We start from the raw sequence: 25,319 nt of genomic DNA, 5'->3' as shown, positions 1-25,319 counted from the left end.
TATGACCAAGATCCTCATCGCGGGCGGCGGAGTCGCCGGTGCCGCGACCGCGCTCGCCCTTCATCAGGCCGGCGTCGACGCGGTGGTGTTCGAGGCGCACGAGTCCGGCGGGGACGACGCGGGTGCGTTCCTGACGGTGATGGCGAACGGCATGGCCGCCCTGGAGAGCGTCGGCGCTGCTACAGCCGTGATCGAGGCGTCCTACCCGGCCGCGGCGGTGGAGATCTTCGGAGCGGGCGGCGAGCACGTGCGCCACAAGGACATTCAAGGCTTGGCTCGTACGCTCACCCGCGCCGCCCTCTACCGGACGCTGCAGGACCTGGTGGAGGCCCGGGGCATTCCGGTCGTACACGGGAAACGCCTGGCCGACGCCGTCCCTGACGGTGCCGGGGTGATCGTGCGGTTCGCGGACGGCAGCACCGCAACGGGCGACGCCCTGGTCGGCGCGGACGGCATCCACTCCCCCACCCGGCACCTGATCGACCCGCAGGCGCCGACCCCGCGCTACACCGGGCAGCACGTCGTCTATGGGTACGCCGAGGGCAATCCTGCGGCGAGCGCTCCGGACGCGTACCACATGATCCTCGGCTCGAAGGCCTTCTTCGGTTTCACGGCGCCGGGTGACGGGCGCACCTGGTGGTTCTCGCGGGTCACCGGCGAGGCGAGGGCCGATGCGACAAGTCCGGCGCAGTGGCGGGAGCTGGTGCTCGACGCGGCCCGCGCGGACAGCACCCCGGCTGCCGCCATCGTCTCCGCCACGGCGGCGGATGCCGTGGTGGGCGGGGACTCGTACGACATCCCGACCACCCCTCGCTGGCACAACGACCGGATGGTGCTGGTCGGGGACGCCGCGCATGCCGCCGCCCCCGCCGCGGCCCAGGGCGCGTCGATGGCCCTGGAGGACGCCGTCGCGCTGGGTTCCGCCCTGGGTTCCCTCGGTGTGCCGGCCGCGTTCACCGCCTATGAGCAGCGGCGCCGGGCCCAGACCGAGGAAACCGTGGCGGCGAGCGCCCGGATGGGCACGAGCTGATCCGTCAGCGGGCGGCTGCGCCGTCGAGCGCGTTGTTGACGAGCGCGACGGCGTAGTCCTCGGTGAGGGGCGCGTCGGGGATGAGCAGGCGGTTGTAGCAGGCGCCCCAGAGCTGGTCCACGAGGATGCCGAGGTCGATGCCGGCGCGCAGCTGCCCCCGGTCGCGGGCCTTCTCGAACGCGGCCACCGCCAGCGCCCGCCGGGGTGCCGAGTAGTGCTCGGAGAACGCCGCCGACAACTCCGGGTCGGTCTGGGCGACGCCGATCAGGCCGGCGAGGACCGATCCGGTGCCCTCGCGGGTTCGTTCGCCCTCGTGGGTGAGCAGCCGGACGAACGAGCGCAGCTGCGCGGTCAGGTCTGCTCTGATGTCGCCGGTGTCGGGGAATTCCAGCTGGTGCTCGCTGTGCGCGAAGTACGCCTCCGCGGCCAGCGCGCCCGCCGACGGCCACCACTTGTACAGCGTCATCTTGCTGGAGCCCGCCGCCGAGGCGACCCGGTCGAACGTGACGGCCTTGATCCCCTCGCTGAGCAGGAGGTCGGCGGCGGCCCGCAGGACACCCTCCCGCACCTCGCCGGCCGGTCGCCGGCCACGCCCTCGCCGCTGTGCAGTCTCACTCATGCCTCCATCGTAGTGGACAAGTTGTCTTTATCGCGCTACCTTCAAATGGACAGCCAGTACACATAGTGATTCGTAGACAAGCTGAGGAGTTCCCATGAGTGACACGCAGACCCCGGCCCGCGTCGCCATCGTCACCGGCGGTTCGGGTGGCATCGGCCGGGCCGTCGCTGAGCGCCTGGCGGCGGACGGTCTCGCCGTGGTGGTGCACTACAGCGGCAACGAGGCCAAGGCACAGGACGCCGTGAAGGCCATCACCGCCGAAGGTGGGCGGGCCACCGCGTTCGGTGGCGACGTCGCCGAGCACGAGGAGATGGCCGCGCTGTTCCAGCACGCGACCGACACGTTCGGCGGGGTCGACGTCGTCGCGCACACGGCGGGCATCATGCCGCTCGCGCCGATCGCGCAGATGGATCTCGAGACGTTCGACCGCATTCAGCGTACGAATGTCCGCGGCACGTTCGTGATCAGCCAGCTCGCCGCCCAGCAGGTCCGCGCGGGCGGCGCGATCATCACCTTCTCCACGTCGATCACCCGGCTGCAGATGCCGACGTACGGTGCGTACGCCGCGTCGAAGGGTGCCGTCGAGGCGATGACCCTGATCCTGGCCCGGGAGCTGCGCGGCCGCGACATCACGGTCAACGCCGTCGCCCCCGGCCCCACGGCGACCCCGCTGTTCTTCGAGGGCAAGAGCGAGCAGGTCATCAACCACATCGCGAGCCTGAACCCGATGGAGCGCCTGGGCACCCCCGAGGACATCGCCGAGGTCGCCGCGTTCCTCGCCGGTCCCGCCCGCTGGATCAACGGCCAGGTCCTCTACACCAACGGCGGTGCCGCCTGATGTCCGTCGTCCTCATCACCGGCTCCAGCACCGGCATCGGCCGCCTGACCGCCCTGACCCTCGCCCGCCAGGGCCACACCGTCTACGCGAGCATGAAAACCGTCGCCGGCAACGAGTTCACGGACGTCGACGGGCTGGACCTGCACACCGTGGAGCTGGATGTCACGTCGCAGGAGTCCGCCGACGCCGCCGTCGCAGCAGTGGTCGAGCAGGCGGGCCGCCTCGACGTGGTGATCCAGAACGCCGGTCACCTCTACGTCGGCTACGTCGAGGCCTTCACCGGCGACGACCTCACCCGCCTGCTCGACATCAACGCCGTCGGCGCTCACCGCGTCAACCGCGCCGCCCTGCCCCACCTGCGCGCCCAGCGATCGGGCACGCTGCTCTGGGTCGGCAGCACGATCATCGTGACGACACCCCCGTTCCTCGGCCCGTACGTAGCCTCCAAGGCCGCGTTCGACGCCCTCGCCGTGGTGACGTCCTACGAGGCGGCCCAGTTCGGCATCGAGACCACCATCGTCATGCCGGGCGCCATCACCCAGGGCACCTCCCACTTCCCCAACGCCAGCCACGCATCGGACACGGCGGTGACGGCGGCCTACGCGGCACTCGACCCACTGGTCGAACGCAACGAGGAGGCCACCGCCGGCCTGGTCCGCCCCGGCGTCAACCCCCACCCGCAGGGCGTCGCCGACGAGATCGCCCGGGTCCTCGCCCTGCCCCGAGGCGAAAAGCCCTTCCGGACCGTCGTCGACTTCACCGAGGCCGGCGTCGACCACGTCATGGCGTTCGCCGATCTCACCCGCGAGGCCTTCGTCACCCGCATGGGCTTCGGTGACACCCTGCTGTTGCAACGGTGACGCCGCCGCGATCCGGTGGACCGTGGGCGATACTACGGTGAAGACCTGAGTGGAGGGTGCCGGATGGCGGACAAGCCGGTCGCGGTGGTGACGGGTGCGGGGCGGGGCATCGGTGCGGCCACGGCGCTGATGCTGGGCCGGCGCGGCTATCACGTCATTGTCAACTACCTCCGGGACACCGGGGCGGCGACGGCCGTGGCGGCGCGGATAGCGAGCGCGAGCGTCGCCCGCGCCGACGTCTGTGACCCCGGGCAGGTGGACGCGCTGGTCGACGACGTGCTGGCGGAGCACGGGCGGATCGACGCGCTCGTCTGCAACGCGAACGTCTGGCAGCCGATCCTCAGCGACGTCGAGACAACCAGCTGGGACGACCTGATCGGCAAGGTCGGCGCGGAGCTCGGCGGGGCGTTCTTCATCACCCGGCGGGTCCTGCCGGTGATGCGGGCAGCTGGGTCGGGGCGCATCGTCTACCTTTCCAGCATGGCGGCCGGCTGGACGGGCAAACGCCAGCTCACCCACGCGGTGTCCAAGGCGGCACTGAACTCGTTCGCGCAGCAGGTCGCCGCGGAGGCCGGGCGGTACGGCGTCAGCGTGAACACCGTCGCGCCGGGCGCCGTCCGCACCGACGCCAGCGCGGCTTTCATGGCCCCGGAGATGGGTGAGCATCTCGCCGGGCACTCGGTGCTGGGCCGCATGGTCGAGCCGGACGACGTCGCGGCGGTGATCGAGTTACTGCTGGACGACCGCACCGGCGCGCTGACCGGCGCCCTGATCCCCGTCGACGCGGGATTCGACGTCATCGTCGGCGGCCCACCGCGCCTGCTCTGAGAAGATCGAGCCACCCTCGCCGCCGTGGAATCGCCTAGCTGATCGGCTCCCACGGCACCGCGTCCCAGGCGCGCCGCAACCGGCTGACGAGCTCGTCGCCGCCCGCGAAAACCGTCTCGCCGATCGCGGCGATCGGCTGGGCCGGCCACTGCGAGTTGACCGCGGCCGCGGCACCCATCCCGGCCGGCGAGGTCAACGGCCTCACCTCGTCGGGGATCCCCAGCTTTCGCAGCCCGATCCGCAGGACCTGCATGGTGATGCCTGCCAGCACCGGAGCGTCCGGCCAGACGACCCGCTCGCCGTCCCAGAACGCGACGTTCCAGACCGAGCCCTCCCGAAGCAGCCCGTCCCGTCCCGCGAACAGCACGTCGTCGAACCCCGCCCGGCGGGCCTGCAGCAGGTGGTACGTCAGCCCCATCGTCGCCACGTGTTTCAGGTGGGGCAGCTCCCGCTCGTACTGAACAGTCCGGACCCGGAGCGCGGGCAGCGTCACATCCGCAACCGGCTCGGAGACAGAAACCATCACGTCCGTGCCCTGGGCGCCCGGCAGGATCGTGACCCGCACCGAGGCAACCCGCTCATCCCGCAGCGCATGGTCCAGATACCCTTCTGGCAGCGCTCCAGACCCGGACAATTCGACGCGACCGCCGCCGCATCACCCCCTGGGTTCGACCCGACCGCCGCCGCGTCACCCCCTCGGTCCGGCGCGACCGCCGCCGCGTCACCCCCTGGGTCCGGCGCGACCGCCGCCGCGTCACCCTGGGTTCGACGCGCCGCTGAGCAGTACAGTCGTTCGCCATGCGAAGTCGGAGATCGATCATGATCATCGCCGGGGCGGCCCTGTCCACCGTGTGCGCGCTGGCAGCATGCGGGGGCTGCACGACGGATGCCGCCGGCACGACGAGGGCCGTCAGTACGAAGGGGGCCGCCACCAGCGCGGGGTCCGGGCCGCTCGCGATCACCACCGGGTTGTTCACCGATCCGAAGCTGCCCGCCGCGAGCTGGGTGGCCGCCCATCCGGGTGACCCGCGGGCCGCCGCCATCGGGGCGTCGATCAGCAGCCGGCCCATGGCGCGCTGGTTCACCGGGACGAGTGATTCTGACATCGGGAAGGCTGTCGGGAAGTACACGGGGACCGCGCAGGCGGCCGGTGACAAGTTGCCCGTGCTGGTCGCATACAACCTGCCGGGCCGCGACGCGTGCGGGCGCGAGTCGGCCGGTGGCGCGCGGACCGTCCTGGAGTATCAGACCTGGATCTCGACGTTCGCCGCCGCGATCGGCACCCGGCCGGCGATCGTCATCATCGAACCGGACTCGCTCGGGGACTTCTCGTGCCTGAGCGCCGGGCAGAAACAGACCCGCAACACCCTGCTGGCGTTCGCCGCCCGGATGTTCGCCGAGAAGGCCCCGAACACCTGGGCCTATCTCGACGGCGCCAACCCCCGCTGGACCCCGGCCGGGACGATGGCAAAGCGGCTGGAGGACGCCGGTGTCGCCCGCGTCCACGGGTTCACGGTCAACGTCGCCAACTACGTCGACACCGCCGGCGCCCAGCAGTACGCCGAGGACATCCGCAAGAAGCTCGGCACGACGACCGGCTATGTGATCGACACCAGTCGTAACGGCAACGGGCACGGCGGCGAGTGGTGCAACCCGCCCGGGCGCAGGATCGGCGCGGCCTCGACCGCCGACCCGGCCGCGCTGCAGCTGTGGATCAAGAACCCGGGTAACTCGGACGGCACCTGTGGCATCGCCCCCGCGACCCCCGCCGGCACGTTCGACCCGGAACTCGCCCGGCACCTCATCACGGGGGCATAAAAAAGGATCGGAGGCGCCGGCAAGCGCCTCCGATCCTCATCAGAGGACCGTCAGGAGGCGGAGGACTTCACGTCCTGGGCACCCGACTGCGCGGTCTCCTTCGTCGTGCGGGCCGCGCCCTGCGCGGTCTCCTTCACCTCGCCGGCGGCGTGCTGCACGCTGCCCGAGAGGTCGTCCTTCAGCTCGGTCGCGACGTCCTTGACCTTGTCGGTCAGGTCGCCGGTGTTGTCCTTGAGCTGCTGACCGGCGCGCCGCTCGATGTCGGTCACCGGGATCAGCGTGGCGGCCAGCATGCCGACGCCGAACGCGATGATGCCCGCGGCGATCGGGTTGCCCTGCGCCTGCTGGACCACGGCCTGCGGGGCCTTGCGGACCGAGCCGGCCACGTCGTGCGCCGCCTCGCCGGCCTTGCCGGTCAGCTCCGACGCCTTGTCCTGCACCGTGCTCGCGGTGTCCCCGGCGGCGTGCCGGGCCTGCTGCGAACTGCCCATGACCTTCTCCTTGGCGGCGGTCCAGCGGCGCTGGGCGACCCTCGTGGGACTGGTCTTCTCGGCCAGCATGTCGACGTCGCGGGTCAGCGACGCGCGGGTCTCCTCGATGGTCTGCCTCAGCCTGTCGGGTTCTTGAGCCACTGCGCGTCCTCCTTGATCGTGTCGACGGTGCGGTGCGGCATCGGGTCGACGTTCTTGAGCTGCTTACGGCCGGTCGTGTAGAGCACGGCGCCGACGATCCCCCAGATGACCGCCACGATGAGCGCGGCCCAGCCGGCGTCCATGACGTTGGAGAGCCCGAAGACCAGGGCGAAGCTGAGCAGGACCACGGCGAGGTAACCGGCGAACCCGGCGCCGCCGAGCATCCCGGCGGCCTTGCCCGCCTTGCCCGCTTCCTCCTTGAGCTCGGCCTTCGCCAGCTCCACCTCCTGGCGGAACAGGCTGGTGAGGTCGTCGCTGATGTTGCCGATCAGCTCACCGATCGAAGTCTCGGACACCTCGTCGGTGCGATCGCTGTGCGGGGCCGGGTAGGACGACGTCATCGGGTCCAGCTCTCCTCGGACACCACGACGGGTACGCCGGTGCCGGTGGCGGCATAGTCCGTGCCGCCGGTGGGGTAGTCGTTGCCTCCGGCGGGGTAGTCGGTACCGCCGCTGCTGAAGGACTCGAACGAGTCGGTGTGCGGCTTGTCGGCGCCCGCGTCGGGGTCCGCCTTGACGACACCCTTGCCGAGCCGGCCGACGACGAATCCCGCGGCGAGCGCGGTCGCCAGGAACGCACCGGGGCGGCGACGCGCGAAGTCCTGGACCTCACGGAGCACGCCGTCCGGGCCGTTGCGGTCGAGGTAGTCGGCGAGCTGCCGGCCACCGTCCGCGACCCGGGAGACCACTGCGGCGGCCGGCGAGTCCTGCCGGTCGCCGCGCATCTCGTCGAGCTGGTCGGCGGTCTCGCGGATGGTGCCCACGAGCTTGTCGTTCTGCGTACGGGCCTGCTCGCCGACCTTGTCACGCACGTCGGACGCCACGTTGCGGGCCTGGGCCTTGGCCTCACCCGCAACCTTCTGCGCCTGCTCCTTGGCGGTGTCCTTGACCTCACCGGCGGCCTGGGACGCCTGGCCCGCGACCTGCCTGGCCTTCGAGTCGTCGCCGCCTCCGGTGTCCGCGGTGGACGGTGATCGTGCCGGATAGCGTTCAACCGGCGTCGCGTACGGATCGGACACCGGGTACGCCGGGTCGGTGAAAGGCTCGTCCGGGAACCGTGCTCCCGATGAAACATCACTCATGGTTACCTCCAGGGGGTGAGTGCTGTGCTCGACGGCTACCCCTGACCTGCTTGATCACACATATTTGCCCAAGAACAAATATCTCTACGTGTACGGCGCGGCCCGGGAGCGGGCGCGCCCGGACAGCGCATTCGGACGAGGCGCGAAAGTCCTGAGCGGACTAGAATCGACGGCGCAGCCCCTCGTGGGGTCGCTGCCCCGGCCCCCGGCATCGAGCATTTCTCCGCCAAGGGGGGATCATGCCCGGGGACTCCGGCACCCGTTTCGCGACCGACTGCGCCACTCAGCTCCTGATGGCGATGACCGCCCTGCCCGTGGGGCATCCGCAGCGGGCACTCCTGCGGGCCCGGGCCATCGAGGCCTGGCTGCCCATGGCCCGGCGGCTGGCCTCCCGTTACTCGGGCCGCGGGGAACCGCTCGGCGATCTCGTGCAGAGCGCCGCGATCGGCCTGATCCGGGCCGTGGACAACTTCGATCCGCTGCGCGGCGTCGACTTCGTCGGATATGCCCTGCCCACCGTGCTCGGCGAGATCAAACGCCACTTCCGGGATCACACCTGGGCGGTACGAGTCCCGCGCCGGCTGCAGGAGCTACGGCTCGCGATCACCGCGGCGAACAACGAGCTGACCCAGACGCTGTCCCGCCTGCCCACGGTCGCCGACATCGCCGCGCACCTGAGGATCACCGAGGAGCAGGTGCTGGAGGGGCTCGAAGGGGCCCGCGCCTACCATGCGATGCCGCTGTCCACACCGGTCGGCACCAACAGCCGCGGTCAGCTCGACGATCTGCTCGGCGGCGACGACCACGGGTACGAGCTGGCCGAGACCCGGATCGCGCTCGCCCCGGCTCTCGCCCGCCTCGACCAGCGCGAACGCATGATCCTGACCCTGCGCTTCTACGGCAACCGGAGCCAGGTCCAGATCGCCGGGCAGCTCGGCATCTCCCAGATGCACGTCTCCCGGCTGCTCGCCCGGGCCCTGCTGACACTGCGCCACCAGTTCGAGGCAGAAATTCTGTGACCGGTGACTACCGGAGTAGCAATCGCCCGCACCGGGTAAAGTACCCGCCAACCGGATCTGCCGGTTCTGCTGCCCTGGTCTCCGGCGGTGCCTCGCTGGAAGGTGCAGCCCATGGAGGACCGCAGCGCGATCATCACCGATCTGATCACCCGGCAGGCCGCCGCGCACGGCGACCGGCCGGGCTTCCTGCGGGGGGTCTGCGGAGCTGCAGCCGAGGTGCTGTCCGCCTCCGGTGCCGGGATCAGCATCATGACCGACGACGGCACCCGGGGCGAGACCGCCGCCTCGGATTCCGCGTGCGAACGCATCGAGGAGCTGCAGTTCATCCTCGGGGAGGGGCCGTGCATGGACGCGTTCACCAGCCGGCGCCCGGTCCTGGTCCCCGACCTCGGCGATCCCGCGCCGGACGCCGGCGGCCGCTGGCCTTTCTACACCCCGGCGGCCAGCGCGGGCGGCCTGCGGGCGGTGTTCGCGTTCCCGCTGCAGATCGGCGCGGCCCGCCTCGGTGTCCTGGACGTGTTCCGGGACCGCCCCGGCCCGCTCACCGCCGGCGAGTTCGCCGACGCGCTCACGGTCGCCGACGTCACGGTCGCCGCCCTGCTCGACCGGCACGTCCAGGCCCGCGACGGCCTCGTCCGGGAAATCGACGACAATAACTACGCTGACGGGTACCGCGCGCAGTTGTTCCAGGCGCAAGGCATGGTGATGGTGCAGCTCGGCGTCTCCCTCGCGGAGGCGATGGCACGGATCCGGGCCCACGCGTACGCGCAGGAGCGCCGCCTCTCCGACGTGGCCCGCGACATCGTCGCCCGCCGGCTGCACTTCGACACCGACAAGCCGTGAACTCTGATGACGCCAATGAGCCGAGAACGTGCCAGGAGGCAGGGATGACCACAGTTTCCCCGGAACGACTGGCGAAGATCTTCGTCGAGGTCGCCGATACGCTCGTGGACGACTTCGACCTGATCGAGTTTCTGCAGACCCTCACCGACCGGGCGGCTTCCCTGGTCGGAGCGGGCGCCGTCGGGCTGCTGCTGGCCGACGAGCGGGGCAAGCTCGAGTTCATGGCGGGCTCCGACGAGAACGTCACGCTCGTGGAGCTGTTCCAGTTGCAGACCGACGAGGGCCCCTGCCTGGAAGCCGTCCGCACGGGCCGGCCCGTCATCAACGTCGACCTGGGCGCGGCGGCCGCGCGCTGGCCGCGTTTCGCACCGCGCGCCGCCGCCGCCGGCTTCCAATCGGTGCACGCCTTCCCGCTGCGGCTGCGCAGTCAGGTGATCGGCGCGCTCAACGTCTTCGGCACCAGCCTGGGCGGCCATCTCGCCGAGGCGGACGTCCCGGTGATCCAGGCGTTGACCGATGTCGCCGCGATCGCCCTGCTGCAGGAGCGCGCCATCCGCCGGGGCGAGGTGCTCTCCGAGCAGTTGCAGGGCGCCCTCAACAGCCGCGTCGTCATCGAACAGGCGAAGGGTGCGGTCGCGCAGTCCATGGGTCTCACCGTGGACGACGCCTTCGCCGTCATCCGCGGCTACGCGCGGCGGCACAGCTGGAAACTGACCGACGTCGCCCACGCGATCGTCACCGACCCGGAGGCGCTGGCCCGGCTCAAGGAATCCTGATCCGTCACCGCCCTACCCGGGGAACACCACCTCGGGGAAGACCCGGCTCGGCCCGTCGAGCAGGCCCTCCCGGAGCCCGCGCAGATGCCGGTCGAAGAACGCGAGCGGATAGGCCTGCTGGATCCGCACCGCCCGGCCCGGGTCAAGGGTGCCGATCAGCGCGGCCAGCTGCTCGTCACCCATCCCTACGACCCCGGCGAGTTGCGGGTAGAGCACCTGATAGTCCACATAGGATGAATGCACTGCGCCCTCGGCCCGGACGTCGAGCCGCCAGCCCCGCAGCCGTGACCAGAACTCGGCGACGCTCGGCGCGGCATCGCGGGTGTATTCGGCCGTCATCAGCATGAAGGGCCGGTCCAAGTCGGCGGTGATCACCGGCAGCATCGGGCCGTCGAAGCTCAGGCCGGCCAGCACCCGCCGATCCTCGATCATGGTCAGCGCCGCGGCGGTGGCACCTTTGGACCAGCCGAACACGCCGATCCGCCGCGGGTCCAGGGCCGGCCCCAGGCCGCCCCTCCCGATCGTGTCCACGAGAAACAGCAGGTCGTCGGCGAAGTCCCGGGCCAGCAGAACCGGATCGCCGACGGGCACGATCACCCGGCCGTCCGGGAACTCACTGAACGCGTCGTACGTATGGTCCACCGTGACCACCGCGTATCCGTGGCTGGCCAGCTCCTGGACCACGACGGTGCTGTCGGCCCGGTGATCGTGGGCGCCGTGCGAGAACAGCACCACGGGCAGCCCGCCGGACGAGCGCCGCACCGGGGCGCCCGCGTGCCCCGAGGTCCAGGGCGCCAGCACGGCATCGGGCGCGAATCCCGCATCGGCGAGGAGCTCCCGCAGGACCGCGGGGAGCAGCCACGGAGCACGGGGGAAACCCGAGACGTCCCGGGCGGGATACCAGACCGAGACCATCAGCTCCCGGAAGTGCCCCGCACCGGCGACCGGGTCCGGACGGGAACGATCGACGAGGCGCATCGGCACCGTCCCCACGGGAAACGGCCCGGTCGGCCGGGGCAGCGTGAGCCGCACCGGCCCGGGCCCCGCACCGGCCTCGGCACCGGCGGCAGAGACACTTGCGGCAGAGACACTTGCGGCAGAGACACTTGCGGCAGAGGCACTTGCCGCACCGGTGCTGGCATCGGCCGCACCGGCACCGGCACCGGCGCTCGCGGCACCGGGCACGGCGTCGGCGGGCCCGATCGGCAGGCCGGCGCCCATTGCGCCCGCTGCCAGCGCTGCCCCGAGCAGACCTCGGCGTGTCAATTGCCCCATGAGCACTCCTCTGTCGCGCGATCCGTGACTATGCGCTCAGAGTATACGCCCGGTTTATAGACGCGCGGCGATTTTTAGGTTGTTCTCGATGCGTTCGAGGGTGGCCAGGGTCTCGGCGCGGCCGGTGTCGCTCTGCTCGCCGAGGGTGCGACTCTCGACCTCGGCCCAGATGTTCTCGACCTCGCGGCGCAGGGCGAGGCTGGCGGCGGTCGGCTCGATGATGGTGACGCGCTTGTCCGTGGCGCACGGCATGCGGCGCACGAAACCCGCGTGCTCCAGCCGCTGGACGGTGCGGGTCATGGTGGCGGCGTCCGAGCCGAGCAACCGTGCGAGGTCGGTCTGGCGCTGCGGGCCGCCGTCCCAGAGCTGCATCATGACGAGCTCCTGACCCGGGTGCAGGCCGACGCGGCGCAGCAGCTGACCGACGTGCATGCGGTGCAGCCGGGCGACCCGGAAGATCGCGTGACTGACCGGACCGGCCGCCGCACTGGCCGGCATCGAAAGACCGGCCGGCGCGCAGGCCGCGTCGCAGTCCGCCGGCTCCCCCACCCGCCCAGAAGGCTCGGTCGACCCAGAAGGCTCGGTTGACCCAGAAGGCTCGGTTGACACGGGATCCTCCAGGAATGTGCTCGGACAATGAATCCGAGTCTACCCGGCCGTGATGTGGCTTACTAACGTGCTCCAAGTCGCTTCGGACGCGCTTTACTTGTCTGGACAGGTAAATTATCTCGGGACAAGGATCACGATCATGACGTCGGCGTTCGACTCACACGATCTGGCCGGAACGAAGCTTGCCAACCGCATCGCGATGGCCCCGATGACGCGCAGCCGGGCCTACGGTCCCGGTGCGACCCCGACGGACCTGATGGCCACCTACTACGCGCAGCGGGCGGGCGCGGGCCTGATCATCACCGAGGGCGTGCAGCCGTCGGTGGTCGGCCAGGGCTACACGAACACCCCGGGCCTGCACTCCGCCGAGCAGGTCGCGGCGTGGCGCAAGGTCACCGGCGCCGTGCACGCGGAGGGCGGTGTGATCTTCGCGCAGCTCATGCACGGCGGCCGGATCGGGCACCCCAGTCTGCTGCCCGACGGCCTGACCCCGGTCGCGCCGTCCGCGGTCGCCGCGACCGGGCAGGTCTTCACCGACACCGGCCCGCAGGACCTGACCACGCCGAAAGAGTTGTCCGAGCAGGAGATCACCGAGACGATCCGGGACTTCGCGGACGCCGCGCGCAACGCGATCGCCGCGGGCTTCGACGGCGTCGAGATCCACGGCGCCAACGGATACCTGGTCCAGCAGTTCCTGTCCGTGAACGCGAACCGGCGTACGGACGGATGGGGTGGCTCGGTCGAGGGCCGGATCCGTTTCGCCGTCGAGGTGGCCGCCGCGGTCGCCGGGGCCATCGGCGGGGACAAGGTCGGCTTCCGGATCTCCCCGCACAACACGACGAACGACATCGCCGAGCACGACGTCGAGGAGACCTACCTCGCGCTGGTCGCCCGGCTGGCGCCGCTCGGGCTCGCCTACCTGCACGTCATGGAGAGCACCGACCGCGACCTGACCAGGCGGCTGCGTGCGGAATGGCCGGCGACGTTCATCCTCAACCCGGCCACCAAGCCCGCCCCGACCGGGCTGGACGCACTCCGGCTCATCGAGGACGGGACTGCTGACGTCATCGCGTACGGTGCGATGTTCCTGGCCAACCCGGACCTGCCCGCCCGGCTCGCGGCAGGCGGGCCGTTCAACACCCCGGACTTCGCGGCGGCCTTCGGCGGCGATCACCGCGGCTACACCGACTATCCCACCCTGGCGGCGCCGGGGGCGTGAGACGACCCGGCCCCCACATAGCGTGCGCGCATGGCCTCGCTGGCGGCCGGGCCGGCGGTGAAGACGTACGCCTCGGCGTCGTCGAGAGGGTGCCCGGTGGTGCGGTCCACGACCACCGGGTCCACCTCCGCGCCGGACTCGGCGTCGACGAGGATCATGCTGCGCCCCTCCGGCCGCAACCGGTTGTTCCCCCACGCCGCCAGCGTCACGATCACCGGACGCAGGGAGCGCCCCAGCTCGGTGAGAACGTACTCGTGCCGCGGCGGGTTCTCCTGATATCGCCGGCGCTCCAGCAGCCCATCGGCGACCAGGGATTTCAGCCGGCTCGTCAGCATGCTGGACGAGATCCCCAGGTTGGCCTGGAACTGGTCGAAGCGCGTGAAGCCGTCGAACGCGTCGTGCAGGAGCAGCAGCGTCCACCACTCGCCCACGTGCTGCAGGGTCGTCGACAGCGGGCATTCCCGGTCCTCGAGCCGAATCTTGCCGGCCATCTGGCGCCTCCCCGAGTTACTGCTAAAGTCGAAGCCACTAGCTTCTGTTTTAGAAGTCTATCGTGTGGGGGAACCGCTGTGCCCAGTGCTGTCAGCCGTCTTGTCGCGGCTCTGAACGCTTACGACACCGATGCGGTGCTCGCCGTCTTCGCCCCGGACGCGGTGGTCACCGACGACGGGAAGACCTACCGCGGCCACGACGAGATCCGGCGGTGGAACACCCTCGAGGTCGCCGCGGCGAGGGTCGTCCTGACCCCGCTGGCCACAACGGAGGAGGACGGCCGGACCGTCGTCACCATGCGCGCGACCGGCGACTTCCCCGGCAGTCCGCTGTCGTTCGCGTTCCACCTGCGCCCCGCCGACCCGGACTTCACCCGGATCGCGGAGTTGTCGATCGCGCTGAACCCCGGCAGGACCTGGTTCATCACCGGGGGTACGCCCGGCGGCTTCGGCGTCGCGTTCGCCGACGCCGCCCTCGACCGCGGCGACCGGGTGGCCCTGACCACCCGCAAACCGGACCAGCTCGCGGACTGGGCCGCGCCCCACGGCGACCGGGTCCTGCTGCTACCCGCCGACGTCACCGACGCCGCCCAGGTCAGCGCCGCCGTCGCCAAGACCGAGGCGACGTTCGGCGGCATCGACGTCCTCGTCAACAACGCCGGCCGTGGCTGGGTCGGCACCGTCGAAGGCATGCCCGACCAGGCCGTCCGCGACCTGTTCGAGCTGAACTTCTTCGCCGTCCTCACCGTGCTCCGCGCCGCCCTGCCCGGCATGCGCGCCCGCCGCACCGGCACGGTCGTCAACGTCTCCTCGGTCGCCGGCCTCGCGGGAGCCCAGGCGTTCGGCCACTACGCCGCGGCGAAGTACGCCATCGAGGGCATCACCGGCTCCCTGCGCCGCGAGGTCGAACCGTTCGGCATCACCGTCATCGCCGTCGAACCGGGCGCCTTCCGCACCAACGCCTACGCGGGTTTCGCCGGCGAACCGGTCAACGAGGGCATCGCCGACTACGAACCCCTGCTGACCGCCGTCCACACCACCATGGTCGAGCAGGACGGCCACCAGCCCGGCGACCCGGCCAAGGCCGCCCGCGCGGTCATCGACGCGGTCTACGCCGCCCAGCCACCCCGCAACCTCGTCCTCGGCAGCGCCGGCTTCGACCGCGTCACCACCCACCTCGACGAGCTCGTCACCGGCATCCGCGCCGGCGAGCAGATCGCCCGCAGCGTCGACTTCCCTACCGGCTGAGCCAGGGCAGCAACCCGGGATCCGCGACGCTCAAGATGCCGGGGTCCGCGGCGGTGACGTATGCCGCCTCGAAGGGCAGCAGGAAGCAGAGAAAGAGGGGGAGGCTGCCGGCCGTTATGTAGGCCGGGCCCAATGAGGATGGCGTCGCAGGATCGGCAGCGCGTCGAGCCGGTTCCGTGACGTCCCGGCACCGTAGAGCCCGCCGGGACCGGCCGGCGTTCCGTTGCAGAAACGCAGCCATCGCACGTACACATCGGGAAGTGGCTTTTCGTAGTGTCCGGCGATCGAGGCGATCTGCTCGGCGGTCGCACCCTGCACCGGGCCCTCACCAGCCGGCATCGGCACCCGCCGGAGCAGGTCCGCGATGCCGGACCACTCGCCGGGGGCGATCACGCCGGAGTGAGGACGGCCACGAGGAAGTCGGCGCTCTCGGTGAAGGGGCGCAGGTCCCAGGTCGCGAGCAGGAGATCCTCGGTGAAGCCGGCCGTCTTCGCGTCGGCCAGGAAGTCGCTGAATTCGTAGCCGCGTCCCGCCCCGAAACCGACGACCGCACGGCCTCCCTCGGCCAGATGGGCACTGAACCGGCGCAGCACCTCGACCCGGGTAGAAGGTGCCAGGAACGCCATCACGTTGCCACCGCAGACGACGACGTCGAACCCGGGGCCGGGTGATTCCCATTCGGCCAGATCGCCGACCAGCCAGGTCGAAGCCGGGTGCTGGGTGCCGGCCTCGGCGATCAGCACCGGGTCCAGGTCGACACCGGTGACCTGGTGGCCCGCACCCGCCAGATAGCCGCCGATCCGGCCGGTGCCGCAGCCCGCGTCGAGGATGCGGGCGCCCCGGGGCACCATGGCGTCGATCAGGCGGCCTTCCCCGGCCAGGTCGGCGCCGTTGGCGGCCAGGTCCCGGAATCGCTGAATGTAGCTGCGGGAATGGCCGGGGTTCTGCGCGAGCTGGCGCAGCCAAAGATTGTCCTGGGTCACGGGCCCACCGTACGCGGCACAAAAAGGGCGAGTGTCCCCCGCTTGACCTGCCAGATGCCGGCCCGTACATAACGGGTACGCAGTACCGCCGCCAGATCCGCCCGATGCGCGAGCGGATCCTCCTCCCGCGCCCCGACCAACAGCCACACCCGCCCCGCCCCGAGCCGGTCCGCAGTGCCCGGCCACTCCCCCGCGACCAGGCTGGCCTCGTCGGCGGCGTCCCGGCGCAGCAGCAGATCCCGCGGCCGCCCCGGATCGTCGCGCAGGTAGTAGTCGACGCCGGGCCGCAACGTCCGCGACCCCGGCTGGTAGATGATGCCGTCCCCGGGTTGCTGACCGGCCTGGACGATCCGGGCGACGCTGCGGTCGTCGGTGCCGTTTTTCACGGTCCGCCCGCGCACGGTCCACTGCGCCGGATACGCGACGGCGGCCAGCAGAAGCAACACAGCGACGACCCTGACAGTCCCGGCCCGGCTCAGCAGAGCCCCGGCACCGCCCGGCAGAGCCCCGGCACGGCACAGCGCGACCGCCGCCAGGATCGCCGTCGGTGCGAGCACGAACAGCAGATACCGGTTCACCCAGAACGACGGCCCGTGCGCGGACACCACAAGAATCACCCCGAGCGGGATCACCGCCGAGAATGCCATCGCGAGGACGTGCCGCCGCACCCGCCACCCCGCCGTGACAGCCAGCCCGATCAGCAGCCATGCCACCTCGGCCGACCCGGTCAACGCGACGGGGAAGTTCCGCACCGCTTTTACGGTCAGCGGCGGCACCCAGTGCAGCTGCGCGCCGCGCTGCCCCGACCCGAGCCAGAAGATCGGCCCGAGCACCACCAGCGCCACCGCGACGCTGACGGCCCACGGCACGATCGCCCGCCGCCGGCACATCAGCACCACCGCACCGTGAGCCCCGAGAGCGGTCAAGGCGATGACATGGCTCAACCCCAGACCCACCACCGCCGCACCGTACGCAAGCCAGCGCGCCCTCCCCGGCCGGGTCAACGCCCGATGCAGCAGGATCAAACCCAACACCGAGACCAGACAGGCCATGGCGTACGGCCGAGCCTCCGCGGCGTACCGTGAAATGTTGGGAACAGCGCAGAACACGAGCCCACCGACCAGCCCGGCCACCGTCCCGAAAAGGCGCCGCCCGAGCTCACCGGTGAGCGCAGCCGCCCCCGCCATGGCCACAATGGACGGCAGTCGCACCTCGAGCACCCCGCGCCCGGCAACCGCGGTCCAGAAATGCATGAGCAGGTAATAGGGCCCGAAAACCCCGTCGATATGCTGCATCAGCCGCCAGATCTGGGGCACCGACCGCCGCGCCACATCCACGGTGGCGATCTCGTCCCAGCTCAGCATCGACCGCGTGGCCCCGGCCAGCCCCAGAACCAGCATCCCCAGCCCCGGCACGATAACCGGCACAATCCGCCCAGGCCACGCTCTCTCCCCCATCGCGCCAACCTATTCACAGCAGGCAAACGGCCGGCCCACCTCGACGCCCCACCACCCGAACGGGACGCAGCGGCGGACGCCCGCGGGGGCTGGCGGACAGCAACCAGCGTCCCTTCCAGAACAGGCTCCCCCATCGTCAACGCCGGTCGCCGGCATCCAGCAGGCGGTGTCCGGTAACCCGAGCGGTCCAGTGACGATTATCGGCCAGATCAACCGCAATGTTTCGCTGGGCGCGACGGTCGCGGTATGCCTCACCCTCCTGGCCACTGTCGCTCTTCTGCTCAACCGATCACAGAAGGCGGCACCGACCATGCTGCCGGACGTCTCGCCGACGCCGTCCGCCGCAGGCACCAACATGCCGGGCCCCACGGTGACGGCCGAGCCGGGCCTCGGGACAGACCAACCGGTTGCCGGCGTCACGACGGCGGCCAAGCGACCCGAGCCTGCGAAGTCGCGCAGCCACAAATCCGCCCGGCCGACCACGACGGCAACGCCCACGTCGGGCAAGGCGATCATCCTCCACGAGGACCTGCTCATCGCCGTCACGCGCCATGACGGAATCTCCATCACGTTCAGCCCGCATTCCGATCCGGGCGAAGGCCTGCACCGGCTTCTGACCGTGTCGTTCCCCACGTAGCCTGTGGTCCCTGCGGGACGCGACTATCGTCGGGTCATGGTCGACAAGCTGTTCGATGAGGCCGGCGCGCAGGGTTTCCTGTACGTGCGGGAGGTCGGCGGGACCGACGAAGTCGCCATGGCGGCGGACGCGCCGGTGGTTCTCGCCTCGGTCGTCAAGGTGATCGTCGCGGTGGCGTTCGCCCGCGCGGTCGTGGCCGGCGAGCTCGACCCGGCCGAGGTGGTCACCGTGCCCGCGCGCTATCAGGTCGGCGGGGCGGGCACTGCGGGCTGCTCCGGCCCGGTCACCATGACGCTTGCCGACCTGGCCCTGTTCATGCTGACGATGAGCGACAACGCGGCCACCGACGTCATCTTCCAGCGCGTCGGCCACCCGGCCGTCAATGCCGTCGTCGAGGATCTGGGGCTGCACAACACCCACGTCCGCGGCGACATCGAGTCGGTGCTGCTGAGCATCGTCACCGACCTCGCCCTGCCGGAACCCACCGACGTCGACGACCGCATCGCCGAGGCCGGCCCGGCCGCGGTGTGGGCCCTGTCCTGCATCGACCCGGCCCGCACCAACGCCTCCACCGCCCGCGACATCGGCACCCTTCTCGAAGCGATCTGGACCGACCGGGCCGCGCCGCCGCGGGCCTGTGCGCTGGTCCGCTCGTGGATGTCGCAGGCGTTCACCACGCACGGCCTGGCCGCGGCCTTCCCGGACGGCGTCAAGGTCGCCGCGAAAACCGGCACCCTCCCCGCGATCCGCAACGAAGCAGGCGTCGTCACCTACCCCGACGGCCGCAGCTACGTCGTGGCCGCCTTCACCCGGGCCCACACCCTGACCGATCGCCAGCCCGCCATCGACGTCGCCATCGGAGCCGCCGCCCGCGCGGCCGTCGACCACCTCCGCGCCCACCTCACCCTTGACCCCTCACGCCCTGACCGAAGCACCCACCTCACACTCTGACCGAAGCACCCGCCTCACACCCTGACCGGCGCAGCTACCCCGTCACCGCAGCGTCCAGCGTCGCCTCGACCGTCGCGATCATGCGAACAACATCGACAACGTCCTCCTGGAACTCCAGGGCGACGATCTCGTAAGGATCAGCGGCACGGCCGTCCGCGGTGGCAACCACGTAACGGTAGCCGCACGGCGTAGATGGGGCGGCACGGACGCCCCAGTAGGCGGCACGCCTCACCGCCGCGAGCCGCCCCAGAAAAGTGGCGAGATCGGTCTGCAGGGTGAACCAGTCGTCCGCCTCGAAGTCGGCCAGCGGCAACGCCTCCACGTATCGCTGCAGCCGCGGGATAAGCGTCGCCGGATCGCGCTCGGCGGCCTCCGCCCCGGCCCCGGTCAGCTGGACGATCGCCGCGAAGTTCCGGCGCCGCTCCGCATTCCACTCCAGCAGGGTGGCCAGCCCGGCAGCCAGAGGGTCAGTGTCCGCCACCGGCGAAACGGTACCCTGAGAGCCCCAGCCGACGCCCGCGCGCATCGCCCTGAGTGCATGAACGAACCTGAATCAGCTACCGCGTCGCGGGTTCGCCCGGCACGGTGAAGAGCGGGTTCCAGGGCTCGTCCGGGCCGATCGGATATTCGGTCGAGGGGGCGTCGCCGGTGGAGGACCAGCGGGCCTCGTACGGGAGGCCGTTGAAGAGGACCCGGTCGCCGCGGGCGTAGACGGTGGTCGAGGACCACGGGGCGGTGACGCCGGTGACCGTGGGGCTCGGGACGGGGGCTTTCTCGCCGGAGCCGACCGGGCCGATGACCGACCACGGGGTCGGGGTGGTGGAGTCGCCGGCCGCCGACGGGTCCGAGCCGGCGTTCGCCCATTTCGCCTCGTAGACGACGCCGTGCCAGACGACCTTGTAGCCGCCGACGTACTGCGCGGTCAGCCGCCAGATGGGGTAGGGGCTGGTCGCCGGGTCGTCGGCGGTCGTGTCCTGGGTCGGGACGGTGATGGCCTCGCGACCCGAGGTGCCGACGGCGGCGCCGGGCAGATCCGCGAAGACCGAGGAGAAGGCCAGAGCGTCCTGGGGTACGCCGCTGCACGTGTTCGAGTGCACCACGACGTTCGAGAACGTCCCCTTGCACGGGGCGTCGCGGTTCAGCGACCACATCGACACCCGCCCGAGGCCCTTGTCGACGGCGTACGACGCGAGCCCCTTGGCGTCGTCGACCGTGAAGCGTTCGGCGTCGACGTCGTTCTGCCCGATCATCGGGGTCGCGCCGATCCGCGACCACACCTGCGGCGAGGTGAGTTGCACGCCGAGCCGCAGGTACAGGTCGGAGAGCTGCTTGTGGGTGGCTTCGAGGGCGTCCGTGCTGAGCTCCAGCATGTCGGGGTCGGAGCCCTGATCGGAGCCGAAGTCCATCGTCATGACGTTGACGCCGCGCAGCGAGACGCCGCCCTTGAGCGTGGCCTGGACCGCGGCGAGTCCGTCGGCCGTCAGCCCCGTGGGAGCCACCGGCAGGGTCAGCCACACCTCGAGCGGGTCACCTGCGGCCGTACGTTCCGCCTGGATTGTTGTCAGTGCCGTTGCCCGCCGGGTCAGGGAGGCCTGGTCGGCGACGGCCGTGCCCTCGATGTCGAGGTCCAGGGTCGCCACGTCGTAGCGCTTGACGAGCTGCCGGTAGGCGTCCGTCAGCTTGGCCTGATCGGTGCAGGCGACGGCCAGCTCGCTGTTGTTGAGCCCGCCGACGCTGAGCATGACGTTGCCGCCGGCCGCCCGCAGCTGGCTGATCCGGCGGTCCAGCTCCAGGGACGCGGCGGCCTCGTCGGGGGTGTACGCGCCGCCCCAGCTCGGGGAGCAGCCGTCCTTGGGGTCGGCGACGACGAACGCAAGCGCCACGTTGTTCGACGGGTTCGCGTCCGGGTCCTGGAACTCGAACGTCGGGGTGAGCGTGACGTCGACGTACGGCACCGCCCACGACTTCGCGGTCGGGCCGGACGTGTCACGCAGGTGCAGCACGGCGAACGTACCCCCGGTGCCGAGCCCGGCCACCAGCAGGATCAGGAAGCCGAGCCGGAGCCAGGACAGCCGCTCAGCCGGGGGTTCGGGTTCCTGCCAGTCCGGGTCGGCGAGCGGGTCATAATCCGGCCGCACCGCCTGCTGAGTGACCATAACCCCCCGATCGGCAGATTTCCGCGCCGCTGAAGGCCTCGTGATCACAAAACATTCAGGCGGGGTCGCGATGCCGCCGATGGGAAGGACATGCAGTCATCTCCGAGACAGTGGGGCGCGGATCGGCGGTCCGCCCCGCACCCGCTCGTGGCGCCTCCCGTCTCCGAGGGCCGGATCAACCGCGGCCGGCTCGCAATCGTCCTCACGATCACCGTCTGGGCCTGTTACATCATCGGTACGATCATCCAGCAGTTCATCGCCGGTCACGCCAGCAGCGCGCGGCTGGCGGTCGAGGCGATCGTGTACATGGTCGTGGTGACGGGGCTGGCGGCGTCCGCCACCGCGTACCTCATCACCCGGATCGGCTTCTTCTACCGCAGCCGGGCCCATCACCGGGCGCCGCGGGTCATGCTCGACAGCTTCCTGCAGGGTGAGACGCCGACGGTGACGGTCCTGGTGCCGTCGTACCAGGAGGACGAGCGGGTCATCCGCACCACGCTGCTGTCGGCGGCGCTGCAGGAATACCCCGGCCTGCGGGTCGTCCTGCTGATCGACGACCCGCAACAGCCCAAGACGCGGGCTTCACGGGACCTGCTGCTGGCGGCCCGCGCGCTGCCGGGGGCGATCGAGGCCGAGATGAGCGTTCCGTACGAGCGGGTGCGGGCCGCGTACGAGAAGTTCGAGGACGCCCTCGACGAGCGCGACCACCGCGCCACCACCATCGACGACATGCGCGACCTCGCCGCCGAATACCGCTACTCGGCCGGCTGGCTGATCGGCCTGGGCCGCAGCCAGGACATGGTCGACCACACCGACGTCTTCTTCGTCGACCACATCCTCAACGCGCTCGCCGAGGACCTCGGCACGATCGCCGAAGCCCTCGAGGGCGGCGCCGACGAGGACGCGACGCTGCCGGTGCCGCGGATGCATCAGCTGCACCGCCGCCTGCTCGCCATCTTCGACGCGACCATGACCAGTTTCGAGCGCAAGAAGTACGTGTCGCTGTCGGGCGAGCCCAACAAGGCCATGAACCTCAACAGCTACATCGGCCTGATGGGCGGCAGCTTCCAGGAGGTCAGTACGCCACTCGGTGTCGCCCTGGTCCCCGCCGGCCCCGGGCAGGCCGAGCTGACCGTCCCCGACCCCGACTACGTGCTCACCCTCGACGCCGACAGCGTGATCCTGCCCGAGTACGCGCTCCGCCTCGTCCACCTGCTCGAACAGGGCGCCCACGAGCGCGACGCGGTGGCGCAGACGCCATACAGCGCATTCCCGGGATCGGCGACCCGGATCGAGCGGATCTCCGGCGCCACCACCGACATCCAGCACATCGTCCACCAGGGCATGACGCACTACGGCGCGACGTTCTGGGTCGGCGCGAACGCCGTCCTGCGCAAGAAGGCCCTGGACGAGATCCGCGAGGTCGCCTACGAGGGTGACTGGGAGATCCGCCGCTACATCCAGGACCGTACGGTCATCGAGGACACCGAGTCGACGATCGACCTCGGCGTCAACGGCTGGACGCTGTACAACTACCCGGAACGCCTGGCCTACAGCGCCACCCCGCCGGACTTCGGCTCGCTCTGCATCCAGCGCCAGCGCTGGGCGAACGGCGGCCTGCTCATCCTGTCGCGGCTCAAGGACCAGTTCCGGGCGAAGACGGCCCGCGGGCAGAAGAACCGCTTCGGCGAGCTCTTCCTGCGGGTGAACTACATGGCCTCCATCTTCTGGAGCTCCGTGTGCCTGGTCGTGATGCTCGCCTACCCGTTCAACGCGGACCTGCTGAACCCGATCCTGCTGCTCGTCTCGGTGCCGTACTTCATGATGATGAGCGCCGACCTCAAGGCGTGCGGCTACAAACGCGTGGACGTCTTCCGGATCTACGGATTCAACCTGATCCTGCTGCCGGTCAACCTCTCCGGCAGCTTCGCCTCGATCCTCCAACTGCTGACAGGCGAAAAGAGCGCGTTCAAACGTACGCCCAAAGTCCGCAACCGAACGACGGCAGCGACCTCCTATCTCCTCGCCCCGATGGCCCTGATCGCCCTCTGCGTCTACACCGCGATCCGCGACGTCCAACTGCACCAGTGGTCCAACCTGGTCTTCGCCGGCCTGAACCTGCTCCTGTCGGTCTATGCGATGGTGGCGTTCGTCGGCGTGGGCAACACCATCGTCGACTTCTTCACCCACATCCGCGGCTGGCTCTACCGCCCGGTCAAACCCCGCAAGCGTGCTGTTTCCGCTGCGGTGGCGACCACCCCGGCCACCCACGCCGAGGCCCGCGCGATGGCCCCGACTGGCGCGATCGGCGACTGGGCCTCGGTCCTGCACTACCGCTCCGACCGCGGCTCCACGGGAGGCCTGGTCGCCGTCCGCTCGACCCAGGCACCGGCCTCGGGCCGCACGGTGCGCCCCGCCCGGTCGAGCACATTCGAGGAGTTCACCTTCTTCACCGTCTTCCAGCCCATCTCCGACCTGAACTCCGGCGAAGTGGTCGGCTACGAAGCCCTCACCCGCTTCGCCGACGGCACCCGCCCGGAACGCGGCCTCGCCGCCGCCGAAGCCCAGGGCCAGGGCATCGACCTGGACGCCGCCCTCATCCGCGCCGCCCTGGCATCGGCGACCGCACTCCCGGCCGGCACCTGGCTCTCGCTCAACGTCTCGGGCGACCTGCTGCGCCGCCCGCGCGAGCTGGAACCCCTGCTCGCGGAAACCACCCGGCCGCTGATCCTGGAACTCGCCGAAGCCGACCGTGCAGACCTCGACAACCTGCCTTCCGGCGTACGCATAGCGGTCGACGACGCCGGAGCCGGTTACGACACCCTGGCCCGCCTCGAAGCCCTCAAGCCCAGCTTCCTCAAACTCGGCCGCGAAAGCCTGGCCGGAGTGGAGACCGAGGGCGCCCGACGGGCATCCATCCGATCGCTGGTCGAATTCGCCCGCGAGAACAACTGCACCATCATCGCCGAAGGCATCGAATCGGCCCAGCAACGCGACGCCCTCGTCGACTGCGGCGTGCCGCTGGGCCAGGGCTTCTACCTCGGCCGCCCGGTCCCCATCGAACGAGCCCTCGCCGACGCCGCCCTCCCCGCCGGCCGGCCCGCCTGATCCAGCACGGCCTCTCGGCCATGGTGGCGTAGGCCGGTGGTGTCGTGTTCGCAGCCGGGCTGCACGGACGAGGTCGAGAGCGGCCGACCGTCCGGGGCGGTGATGATCTGCACGTTCTCGCCGTGGTTGTCGTGCTTTCCCGACCACCAGAGATCCACCGCAAGTGTCGGGCATCTGTCGGTCTCGATCAGGGTGCCATCGATGGTGACGTGGAGTAGCCGGCGCAGGACCGGGATCGCCCCGGCTGGTAGCGGCCGAGCGACCGGGTTCCGGCCCTTTCCTACCGGGCTTCTGCGCCCCTTCGTTGCACCACAAAAGGTTCAGCGTGTCCACACACAACAAGCCACGCACCACCCAGGGCAATCACGCCGTTACCCGGAAAGCCTCGGTGAGCTATCCCGGCATCGGTGGGCGTGCGGTGTTTCTATGGAAAGCGCTGACCTGGTCTTGTTGGGGCGTGCCCCGATACGTGTTGTGCCTCTCGGGGACCCTTACCCGGGGAGTCTCGCCGGGGGGCTGTGGGTGTCGTCTCATGCGCAGGCGGTGCCGTATTTGATTCGCCATCGGCTGGTGAACCGGGCCCAGTTGAACAGGTCACCGGCGGCACGCCTGCGGTCACGCTCGAGTGCGGCAACAGCCTGCGCCCGGCTGGTGTTCGCGTCACGGAACAATGCACGTGCTGCCTCGATCCACATGAGCTTGCCGTCCGGCGTCCGCGCCTCAGGAGAGTCACGCCGCAGCCGGGCAGCATGGCCGAGGGCTTTCCCGAAAGCGCGCCGGA

27 protein-coding genes and 1 pseudogene are annotated in these 25,319 nt (G+C 70.5%); 13 read left to right on the top strand and 15 right to left on the bottom strand.

All coding sequences use genetic code 11. From position 1 onward, the window contains the following. Position 1: 1 nt before the first annotated feature. Positions 2-1,030: an FAD-dependent oxidoreductase gene (locus Ahu01nite_RS45355; protein WP_203842961.1), complete on the top strand. Its 1,029-nt coding sequence runs from the start codon at positions 2-4 to the stop codon at positions 1,028-1,030. A gap of 4 nt (positions 1,031-1,034) precedes the next feature. On the opposite strand, the gene Ahu01nite_RS45350 is transcribed toward Ahu01nite_RS45355, so the two are convergent. Further along, the gene (locus tag Ahu01nite_RS45350) at positions 1,035-1,649 is read right to left on the bottom strand and encodes a TetR/AcrR family transcriptional regulator (protein ID WP_203842960.1); all 615 of its coding nucleotides are present in this window, start codon (positions 1,647-1,649) and stop codon (positions 1,035-1,037) included. Between the two features lie 94 nt (positions 1,650-1,743). Between Ahu01nite_RS45350 and Ahu01nite_RS45345 the strand changes: the two genes are divergently transcribed. The 3 genes from Ahu01nite_RS45345 to Ahu01nite_RS45335 all read left to right on the top strand — a co-directional run bounded on the left by Ahu01nite_RS45345 (position 1,744) and on the right by Ahu01nite_RS45335 (position 4,175). Then, positions 1,744-2,487: an SDR family oxidoreductase gene (locus tag Ahu01nite_RS45345; protein ID WP_203842959.1), complete on the top strand. Its 744-nt coding sequence runs from the start codon at positions 1,744-1,746 to the stop codon at positions 2,485-2,487. Continuing rightward, complete coding sequence (locus Ahu01nite_RS45340; RefSeq protein ID WP_203842958.1) at positions 2,487-3,347, top strand: SDR family NAD(P)-dependent oxidoreductase; 861 nt, start codon at positions 2,487-2,489, stop codon at positions 3,345-3,347. The genes Ahu01nite_RS45345 and Ahu01nite_RS45340 overlap by 1 nt, the downstream gene beginning before the upstream one ends. A 63-nt stretch (positions 3,348-3,410) precedes the next feature. Then, positions 3,411-4,175, top strand: coding sequence for an SDR family oxidoreductase (locus Ahu01nite_RS45335; RefSeq protein WP_203842957.1), 765 nt, complete (start codon positions 3,411-3,413; stop codon positions 4,173-4,175). A gap of 34 nt (positions 4,176-4,209) precedes the next feature. Here Ahu01nite_RS45335 and Ahu01nite_RS45330 read toward each other — a convergent pair whose 3' ends face one another. Next, positions 4,210-4,740 carry an aminotransferase class IV gene (locus Ahu01nite_RS45330; protein ID WP_203842956.1) on the bottom strand — a complete coding sequence of 177 codons (531 nt, stop codon included), beginning with the start codon at positions 4,738-4,740 and terminating at the stop codon, positions 4,210-4,212. 233 nt (positions 4,741-4,973) lie between these two features. Between Ahu01nite_RS45330 and Ahu01nite_RS45325 the strand changes: the two genes are divergently transcribed. Continuing rightward, a complete protein-coding gene (locus Ahu01nite_RS45325; protein WP_203842955.1) occupies positions 4,974-5,993 on the top strand; it encodes a glycoside hydrolase family 6 protein in 1,020 nt (339 codons plus the stop codon). A 50-nt stretch (positions 5,994-6,043) separates the two neighbouring features. Here Ahu01nite_RS45325 and Ahu01nite_RS45320 read toward each other — a convergent pair whose 3' ends face one another. Genes Ahu01nite_RS45320 through Ahu01nite_RS45310 form a run of 3 tightly spaced genes read right to left on the bottom strand, consistent with a single transcriptional unit; the run spans position 6,044 to position 7,766 of the window. Then, on the bottom strand, positions 6,044-6,625 hold the full coding sequence (locus Ahu01nite_RS45320) for a DUF3618 domain-containing protein (RefSeq protein ID WP_203842954.1): 582 nt from the start codon (positions 6,623-6,625) through the stop codon (positions 6,044-6,046). Further along, on the bottom strand, positions 6,601-7,026 hold the full coding sequence (locus tag Ahu01nite_RS45315; RefSeq protein ID WP_203842953.1) for a phage holin family protein: 426 nt from the start codon (positions 7,024-7,026) through the stop codon (positions 6,601-6,603). The genes Ahu01nite_RS45320 and Ahu01nite_RS45315 overlap by 25 nt, the downstream gene beginning before the upstream one ends. Beyond that, positions 7,023-7,766, bottom strand: coding sequence for a CsbD family protein (locus Ahu01nite_RS45310; protein WP_203842952.1), 744 nt, complete (start codon positions 7,764-7,766; stop codon positions 7,023-7,025). The genes Ahu01nite_RS45315 and Ahu01nite_RS45310 overlap by 4 nt, the downstream gene beginning before the upstream one ends. Positions 7,767-8,005: 239 nt before the next feature. Here Ahu01nite_RS45310 and Ahu01nite_RS45305 point away from each other — a divergent pair, with 239 nt between their 5' ends. The 3 genes from Ahu01nite_RS45305 (at position 8,006) to Ahu01nite_RS45295 (ending at position 10,404) form a co-directional block, all read left to right on the top strand. Further along, the gene (locus Ahu01nite_RS45305) at positions 8,006-8,785 is read left to right on the top strand and encodes a SigB/SigF/SigG family RNA polymerase sigma factor (protein WP_203842951.1); all 780 of its coding nucleotides are present in this window, start codon (positions 8,006-8,008) and stop codon (positions 8,783-8,785) included. 111 nt (positions 8,786-8,896) lie between these two features. After that, complete coding sequence (locus Ahu01nite_RS45300; protein WP_203842950.1) at positions 8,897-9,628, top strand: GAF and ANTAR domain-containing protein; 732 nt, start codon at positions 8,897-8,899, stop codon at positions 9,626-9,628. A gap of 44 nt (positions 9,629-9,672) precedes the next feature. Further along, positions 9,673-10,404: a GAF and ANTAR domain-containing protein gene (locus tag Ahu01nite_RS45295; protein WP_203842949.1), complete on the top strand. Its 732-nt coding sequence runs from the start codon at positions 9,673-9,675 to the stop codon at positions 10,402-10,404. 12 nt (positions 10,405-10,416) lie between these two features. On the opposite strand, the gene Ahu01nite_RS45290 is transcribed toward Ahu01nite_RS45295, so the two are convergent. Beyond that, positions 10,417-11,679: an alpha/beta hydrolase family protein gene (locus Ahu01nite_RS45290; RefSeq protein WP_239159659.1), complete on the bottom strand. Its 1,263-nt coding sequence runs from the start codon at positions 11,677-11,679 to the stop codon at positions 10,417-10,419. Positions 11,680-11,733: 54 nt separating this feature from the next. Further along, on the bottom strand, positions 11,734-12,177 hold the full coding sequence (locus tag Ahu01nite_RS45285; RefSeq protein WP_203842948.1) for a MarR family winged helix-turn-helix transcriptional regulator: 444 nt from the start codon (positions 12,175-12,177) through the stop codon (positions 11,734-11,736). Between the two features lie 250 nt (positions 12,178-12,427). Here Ahu01nite_RS45285 and Ahu01nite_RS45280 point away from each other — a divergent pair, with 250 nt between their 5' ends. Next, positions 12,428-13,507 (top strand): alkene reductase, encoded by a 1,080-nt coding sequence (locus tag Ahu01nite_RS45280; protein WP_203842947.1) that lies wholly within the window; start codon positions 12,428-12,430, stop codon positions 13,505-13,507. Here Ahu01nite_RS45280 and Ahu01nite_RS45275 read toward each other — a convergent pair. Continuing rightward, positions 13,477-13,998 carry a winged helix-turn-helix transcriptional regulator gene (locus Ahu01nite_RS45275; protein WP_203842946.1) on the bottom strand — a complete coding sequence of 174 codons (522 nt, stop codon included), beginning with the start codon at positions 13,996-13,998 and terminating at the stop codon, positions 13,477-13,479. The genes Ahu01nite_RS45280 and Ahu01nite_RS45275 overlap by 31 nt on opposite strands. A gap of 78 nt (positions 13,999-14,076) precedes the next feature. Here Ahu01nite_RS45275 and Ahu01nite_RS45270 point away from each other — a divergent pair, with 78 nt between their 5' ends. Further along, entirely contained in the window at positions 14,077-15,246 is a 1,170-nt protein-coding gene (locus Ahu01nite_RS45270; RefSeq protein ID WP_239159658.1) for an SDR family NAD(P)-dependent oxidoreductase, read from the top strand. A 114-nt stretch (positions 15,247-15,360) separates the two neighbouring features. On the opposite strand, the gene Ahu01nite_RS45265 is transcribed toward Ahu01nite_RS45270, so the two are convergent. From Ahu01nite_RS45265 to Ahu01nite_RS51085, 3 genes are read right to left on the bottom strand one after another with little or no spacing between them, the layout of a single operon-like run. Continuing rightward, positions 15,361-15,639, bottom strand: a complete 279-nt coding sequence (locus tag Ahu01nite_RS45265; RefSeq protein WP_203842945.1) for a hypothetical protein — start codon at positions 15,637-15,639, stop codon at positions 15,361-15,363. Beyond that, a complete protein-coding gene (locus Ahu01nite_RS51090; RefSeq protein WP_239159657.1) occupies positions 15,636-16,229 on the bottom strand; it encodes a class I SAM-dependent methyltransferase in 594 nt (197 codons plus the stop codon). Before Ahu01nite_RS51090 ends, Ahu01nite_RS45265 begins: the two co-directional genes overlap by 4 nt. Continuing rightward, on the bottom strand, positions 16,226-17,629 hold the full coding sequence (locus tag Ahu01nite_RS51085) for a glycosyltransferase family 39 protein (protein WP_239159656.1): 1,404 nt from the start codon (positions 17,627-17,629) through the stop codon (positions 16,226-16,228). Before Ahu01nite_RS51085 ends, Ahu01nite_RS51090 begins: the two co-directional genes overlap by 4 nt. Positions 17,630-17,852: 223 nt before the next feature. Between Ahu01nite_RS51085 and Ahu01nite_RS45255 the strand changes: the two genes are divergently transcribed. Continuing rightward, positions 17,853-18,323, top strand: a complete 471-nt coding sequence (locus Ahu01nite_RS45255) for a hypothetical protein (protein WP_203842944.1) — start codon at positions 17,853-17,855, stop codon at positions 18,321-18,323. 36 nt (positions 18,324-18,359) lie between these two features. Further along, on the top strand, positions 18,360-19,274 hold the full coding sequence (locus Ahu01nite_RS45250; protein ID WP_203842943.1) for a serine hydrolase: 915 nt from the start codon (positions 18,360-18,362) through the stop codon (positions 19,272-19,274). 34 nt (positions 19,275-19,308) lie between these two features. Here Ahu01nite_RS45250 and Ahu01nite_RS45245 read toward each other — a convergent pair whose 3' ends face one another. Next, on the bottom strand, positions 19,309-19,755 hold the full coding sequence (locus Ahu01nite_RS45245) for a hypothetical protein (protein ID WP_203842942.1): 447 nt from the start codon (positions 19,753-19,755) through the stop codon (positions 19,309-19,311). Positions 19,756-19,831: 76 nt separating this feature from the next. After that, positions 19,832-21,430 (bottom strand): chitinase, encoded by a 1,599-nt coding sequence (locus Ahu01nite_RS45240; RefSeq protein WP_203842941.1) that lies wholly within the window; start codon positions 21,428-21,430, stop codon positions 19,832-19,834. A gap of 90 nt (positions 21,431-21,520) precedes the next feature. Between Ahu01nite_RS45240 and Ahu01nite_RS45235 the strand changes: the two genes are divergently transcribed. Then, the gene (locus tag Ahu01nite_RS45235; protein ID WP_203842940.1) at positions 21,521-24,538 is read left to right on the top strand and encodes an EAL domain-containing protein; all 3,018 of its coding nucleotides are present in this window, start codon (positions 21,521-21,523) and stop codon (positions 24,536-24,538) included. Between the two features lie 14 nt (positions 24,539-24,552). Here Ahu01nite_RS45235 and Ahu01nite_RS45230 read toward each other — a convergent pair. Further along, positions 24,553-24,750: pseudogene (locus Ahu01nite_RS45230) on the bottom strand (transposase family protein); the annotation flags it as partial. Between the two features lie 318 nt (positions 24,751-25,068). Further along, a partial coding sequence (locus tag Ahu01nite_RS45225) for a hypothetical protein (protein ID WP_203842939.1) occupies positions 25,069-25,319 on the bottom strand: 251 nt, incomplete at its 5' end.

Source organism: Winogradskya humida (assembly GCF_016862215.1).
Lineage (GTDB): Bacteria > Actinomycetota > Actinomycetes > Mycobacteriales > Micromonosporaceae > Actinoplanes > Actinoplanes humidus.
Note: the sequence above shows the minus strand (reverse complement) of the source record. Positions and strands in the feature narration are given on the sequence as shown.